Consider the following 5,339-nt stretch of genomic DNA (forward strand, 5'->3'; position numbering starts at 1 on the left):
AGTAGTTATAAGGTGGATTATTGTACTAAAGGTAAGTATGTAAGACTAAATTCCAAACTAGTAACAGAAGTCTCAGAAAGGTTTGTAATTGTGATATAGCTATTGCTAGTGTCATCCAAGTTGTAGCCAGTTGCGATTGGACATAAGTCAATAGTGGAGTTACTTGAGGAAGTAAAGCCTTCAAAAATCAATCCACTTTCATTCGTCGGAAAGTTCCCAATCTGCCGATTTGAATCTAATATTTGCCGAGATTCGCTTAAATAGATTCTGAATCGTGCCGGGGTGGAGCAATTTAATTGGAGAAGTTGATAAACTTTAGCAATTTCAATACTTGTAGAATAATTCGCATTGATAGCAATATTCTCGTCAAGTGTAAAATTTTTGGTAACTTTAGCTAAAACGCTACTATTTCCATTAGTTACTCCCGGAGCTTGCCCTAAAGAATAAACTTCTATTCTGCCCGTAATTGGGTTATTCTCTGTTCTAACATCGACGAGATTTTCAGTGCAAGAAACTTCAACAGCATCTGTAATATTTATATCTTCATCGCTGTATACAGACACAAAAGGCTTGATGCCAAAATCATGAGTAAATTGCCAATGAGTACTAGGAGTTGTTTGATAGAAAACCAAAGATTTTAGGATTGGTAAATCTATTGCATTAACGATTCCTGCTTCGCCAATTCCTAAAATCTTCCCTGTTTCAAATTTTGGAAACAGGACATCACCAACAAAGCTTCTTCGAGAATAATCTTCTGGCATACGCCACCTACTAAAGTTCTAAAAACGATAATTTTTCATTGGCGTCTGCCTTGTATTCAATTTTTAGGTCACAAATTGCTCAATGATATCATCACATTTTTAAAATTGTCTATATGATATTTTTTGATTATTAACAAAGGATTTATACGTAAATTCATCCTGTCCTCTTTTATAAATAGTTGCTAGGATGAGACAGTTATTTTTATTTCAAGGCTAGTCGCCATCTGTGCGGCTAGCCTTTTTGCGTACAACTTGAATTTTAGGCATATATGGCAACTGATTACTCCGAACGTATTTTTAAGGCAGATGTATTTTTCCCGTTAATTCCTAATAATGACTTTTTTACTTCTGGGGAAGACGGGAAACTCAGGGGTTTAAGCTTTACAGAAGCAACTGGAACTGTAAATGCTAAATACTTCGGGGCTAAAGGTGATTTAGTGATCGAAAAACTAACTTACGAAACCGTAGGTGTAGTTTCAGGAACTGATGATAGCGATGCTATTCAAGCAGCACTGGATTATGCTGGTTCTTTTGTCTCTGATGATGTGACAGAAGAGTTTGAAGGAAACATTCTTTGTTACGTGCCTTATGGCAAATACTACATCACTAAAACTTTAATAGTTCCACCAAACGTAGTATTGCAAGCTGATGGAATTCTCTATAACTTTTTGAGCGATCGCTACGCACCGATTGTCAAAGGTTCGCGCCACAGCCACTGTCGAAAACTGGTAGTTCATGCCAACGCTGGTTCGGGTGTGGAGTGGGGTGACGCTGCTTCTGGTTCTGCTCCTTGTTCGTCTGTTATTGATGAATTGAAGGTTTGGCACGCTGGGGTGAACTATGATGCTCAAAAAACGCCCAATCAACAAAAATGTGGTTTGAGACTGCATGGCTTGGATTTCTTCCTTGGCAAAATTTGGATTAAAGGGGGTAATATCGGATTGCATATATCAGTAGCTAGCGATGTTTTAGCTTCGAGCTTGTTTTTGATTGGTTGTGCTTGTGGGATGGTTATCGAAAGTGCCGAACAAATAGAATTACCGAGTTGTCGGTGGGACACAAATATCAATCAAGCATTGCAACTTGATAACTCCAATAATTGCCGAATCAGTGGTGCTGCTTTTGTAAATTCTGATAGCTATGGCAGTGCGATGTCACTAGGGGTAAGTATTGGTAAATATTCCGGAAATATCAATACCAATATCAAGGTAGATTATACTGCCCAAAGCACTGGTGGCTATGGATTAGAAATCTCCAACGCTAAAGATTGTGCTATTCGTTTACAACTAACCAATAGCAGGAATTACGCTCAAACTAGTGGCAATGGATCGGCTACTAGCCATTGGGTTCCGACTGAATCTGGTGCATTGCTAGCTCACAACATTGGTACTTTGTATTCTTTGCAAGGCAACAATCAAATTGAATCTGCCGCAGCAGCAATCAAGTATGGAAGTAATTTATCCGGCTTTATCGACATAGAGTTGGCAAAAAGTAGTGATATCATTGCTACAGAAGGGACACCTTATATAGGGTGATGCCTCGTAGACGCACTAAAACAAGAAAGCCCCCACCTATTAGGTGGGGGTTTTTGTATTAGCTAGATAATAGTTTAATCGCGATCGCGAATTTCCTCAATCAATGAAGCAACAATACCTCCATCGATTCTTTCTGGCACACCATATTTATCAAACATCCATGCATGAATTAAGCTTGCTGCTGCTAATCTAGCTTCTGCAACTGTTACATTAGCTTGCGAACTAGACCAAACATCGGATTCGTATGTGCGAATACCTTCTACTAATACTTGAACGGCGTTATCTAATTCGTCTGTGTTGGTGTTGGTGTGAGCTTCTGTCATTTTGTCTCCTTCTATTGGCTCCAAGCTTTTGATAAAAGCTTTCCCGGTGCTTCCTGTCATTCCGAAGTCTGTTACCCATTGAATATGGATTTCATCTTCCTTCAGAAGTTTAATATGTTTGGGCATATCAGAATAGGTTTCTATCAAAATGTGCGTCATTCCCTCAATCTTCTCGTTAACAATATAACGATTGATTAGTTTGGCGATCGCCTGATCGTAAATCTCGAAAAAATCCTTAGCGTCAATACCAGGATTCAAATTCCGATCTTTGACGAATTGGGAGTAAGACGATTGTCTATCGATCCCTCTAGCTTTGTAATCACCAGCTAATTCGCTATCTGAAAATTGTTGTAAATTTGGCATTGTTTGTAACAACCAGATTATCCTGGTTGATTATAGGGATGTTCGTCGAAAATCTTTCTTCTTTCTTCATCATTTGCTGCTGCATCTACTTTGTCCCAAAATTCTTCAGCAATTAAAACTTGCTCTTGAATCACCTTGGGAAGTTGACTAAAAGCGACAAATTCTTGATTGTAGATGTAAAGCTGTTGCTTTGGCTTACCTTTTTCTGATCGGATTTCCATAATTATTCGCCCATTTCAAAATCAGCAATTGTGATATTTGCCTCGATGCCAAATTCTTCCCAGAACTTTCTGCTAGCTTCTTTGTAGCATTCTGCATCATCCTTACCTTCTACTTGGTAAGTGTTTTGATGGGTCGCATTTCTAGAACTTGGGCGAACCTGGGAATGCGGATCGTAAGCACAAAATACTTCTATTTTCATGCTTGCTTGTTTGAACGGAAGTTTGGGCTTTTTGGATTTACATAAATCACAAATTATCTCATCAACTCCTAAATTTTCTGTAGAGCCGCAATTGTCGCAGCTAGGAGTAAAACTAATCAAGAATGTTGGCGTATTTTCTGGCATTTTATCCTCCATATACTAGTAGATAACCTACTAGTATAAGTATATCATTTTTGTAAGTATAAAAATTGATGCAGCCTTACTGTAACCTGTTTCTAGATAATATAAATTGCTACAATATGTATAGTTACGTAAGAAAAATATGGATATAATTTGGCATTCAAATGTCAACCCCCAAACAGATTTACAGCAGGATGATGTAATAGTTCTTTTGAGTGGAATTGATAATTGTGAAGTCGAGTTAAGACTATTTGGAATTAAAGTCCAAAAAGCCTTGATTTTTTACACAATAGCCGATATAGGCGCACACAAAAAACTAGTTACTTTAGAAAGAATGTGCGAAGTTTTAGAAATGGTAAAAGCTTTGCAGTTTCGATAAACCGAGAAAACTCAACAATTAATGGAGAGCAAGATGACAAATAAAACAAAATTCAAAGTTGTTAAAATTACTTTTCTTTCTACAGATGGTTGGACTGATGACCCAATCGATTTGCCTGTCGAATTTATAGGTGAAGATGCTTGGAGACAGGCTAATACTTATTTACGATATTGGGCATTAACCATGCCTACTATAGCAGGACGGAGCAGCAATCAAATAGTAGATTTTGATTTGGAGTTTGAAAATCAAAATTCTTACCCTAGAGGAATGTATCTTTTGCATGGCAATGACTTGCCTTGTTTGGCAACTCATATTATAAAATATCAGTCCAATGCTTTGAGCGTGAAAAAATCGTTGATTTACACTGACCAGCAATGGGAAGAGATGCAAAATTCGATAAAGGATCTTTTGGATAACTATGAATTGAAGCAGAATGTCGGATATTGCCCCGAAACGTTGCAGAGGTTATTGGACATAGCTTACAATAGCCCGATGCTATTTGACTATGGAACGGAAAAAAATCCTATGGAATTTCGTCTGCAAGGTGTTTCTATATGGCTCAAGATTGCCTACAAGAACATGCAGGGGACTCCATCAGAGGTACATGCCCAAAACAACAAAATTTACTATTTTACAGATTCTATTGGGGGGACATATTATAAATACCCCCAAGACGCTGCCTCTGATTTAGAAGTAGTTAGATTTGCAAAGGTTTTTTTCACCAAGGCAGATATATTATGATTCTAAGTTAGCGAGATTTACTGGAAAGTGCGGTTAAATTTAACCGCCTTTTTTATGTAGTTATACTCTGGAGAGCAAAATGGCAAGTCCTCCCATCTTCAATTTTGGCAATCACAACCTTAATACTGCAAAGTTACCGCCCAATACCACCCTAGAAGATATCAGCAATTTTATCGTTAGAGATTGGGAAAAAATGGCAGATTTTGCATACAGTGCTTTCCTGCGATACGGAAAAGGGATGACGCTGTTCTACTGGGACGATCCCGAAAAAAATGGATTTTACTATTTCCCAATTAACGAGCTATACAAACATTTCAATGAGAATGTCATCGAATCTGCGAAAAAATACGAGCCAACTGCTTATGTATTTTTAGCAATCGCTTGGTATTCTGATAGTACAAAAACGGCACACACTACTATGTTTTTGAATGTGTTTATGATGAATCGGGATATGCCGATCGATATTTACCACCGAAATCGCGGCAAAGAAAATAGTATTACTGCCAAAAATTAATTTCATAAAACCCCTTATCTGATTCCATAGATAAGGGGTTCGTTTGTATAAAGGGGTTGCAAAATAAGCAACTTTCAATATATTAACCCGTTTGCTACAATAAACCAGATTAATTATTTAAATATCAAGGCAAGCCGCTTCTCAAGAGCGGCTATTTTTGT

8 protein-coding genes are annotated in these 5,339 nt (G+C 37.7%); 4 read left to right on the forward strand and 4 right to left on the reverse strand.

The annotated features are described in order from the left end of the window. Positions 1-17: 17 nt before the first annotated feature. Complete coding sequence (locus FD723_RS39870; RefSeq protein WP_179070674.1) at positions 18-761, reverse strand: hypothetical protein; 744 nt, start codon at positions 759-761, stop codon at positions 18-20. 269 nt (positions 762-1,030) lie between these two features. Here FD723_RS39870 and FD723_RS39875 point away from each other — a divergent pair, with 269 nt between their 5' ends. After that, positions 1,031-2,296, forward strand: a complete 1,266-nt coding sequence (locus FD723_RS39875; RefSeq protein WP_179070675.1) for a hypothetical protein — start codon at positions 1,031-1,033, stop codon at positions 2,294-2,296. 74 nt (positions 2,297-2,370) lie between these two features. On the opposite strand, the gene FD723_RS39880 is transcribed toward FD723_RS39875, so the two are convergent. Genes FD723_RS39880 through FD723_RS39890 form a run of 3 tightly spaced genes read right to left on the reverse strand, consistent with a single transcriptional unit; the run spans position 2,371 to position 3,547 of the window. Next, on the reverse strand, positions 2,371-2,982 hold the full coding sequence (locus tag FD723_RS39880; RefSeq protein ID WP_179070676.1) for a hypothetical protein: 612 nt from the start codon (positions 2,980-2,982) through the stop codon (positions 2,371-2,373). Between the two features lie 17 nt (positions 2,983-2,999). Further along, positions 3,000-3,203 carry a hypothetical protein gene (locus FD723_RS39885; RefSeq protein WP_179070677.1) on the reverse strand — a complete coding sequence of 68 codons (204 nt, stop codon included), beginning with the start codon at positions 3,201-3,203 and terminating at the stop codon, positions 3,000-3,002. Positions 3,204-3,205: 2 nt separating this feature from the next. Then, entirely contained in the window at positions 3,206-3,547 is a 342-nt protein-coding gene (locus FD723_RS39890; RefSeq protein ID WP_179070678.1) for a hypothetical protein, read from the reverse strand. Positions 3,548-3,686: 139 nt separating this feature from the next. On the opposite strand from FD723_RS39890, the gene FD723_RS39895 reads away from it, so the two are divergent. From FD723_RS39895 to FD723_RS39905, 3 genes are all read left to right on the forward strand, one after another. Next, positions 3,687-3,923, forward strand: a complete 237-nt coding sequence (locus FD723_RS39895; protein ID WP_179070679.1) for a hypothetical protein — start codon at positions 3,687-3,689, stop codon at positions 3,921-3,923. 33 nt (positions 3,924-3,956) lie between these two features. Next, entirely contained in the window at positions 3,957-4,664 is a 708-nt protein-coding gene (locus FD723_RS39900) for a hypothetical protein (protein WP_179070680.1), read from the forward strand. 79 nt (positions 4,665-4,743) lie between these two features. Continuing rightward, positions 4,744-5,178 (forward strand): hypothetical protein, encoded by a 435-nt coding sequence (locus FD723_RS39905; protein WP_179070681.1) that lies wholly within the window; start codon positions 4,744-4,746, stop codon positions 5,176-5,178. The last annotated feature ends 161 nt before the right edge of the window (positions 5,179-5,339 follow it).

This window comes from Nostoc sp. C052 (assembly GCF_013393905.1).
Taxonomy (GTDB): domain Bacteria; phylum Cyanobacteriota; class Cyanobacteriia; order Cyanobacteriales; family Nostocaceae; genus Nostoc.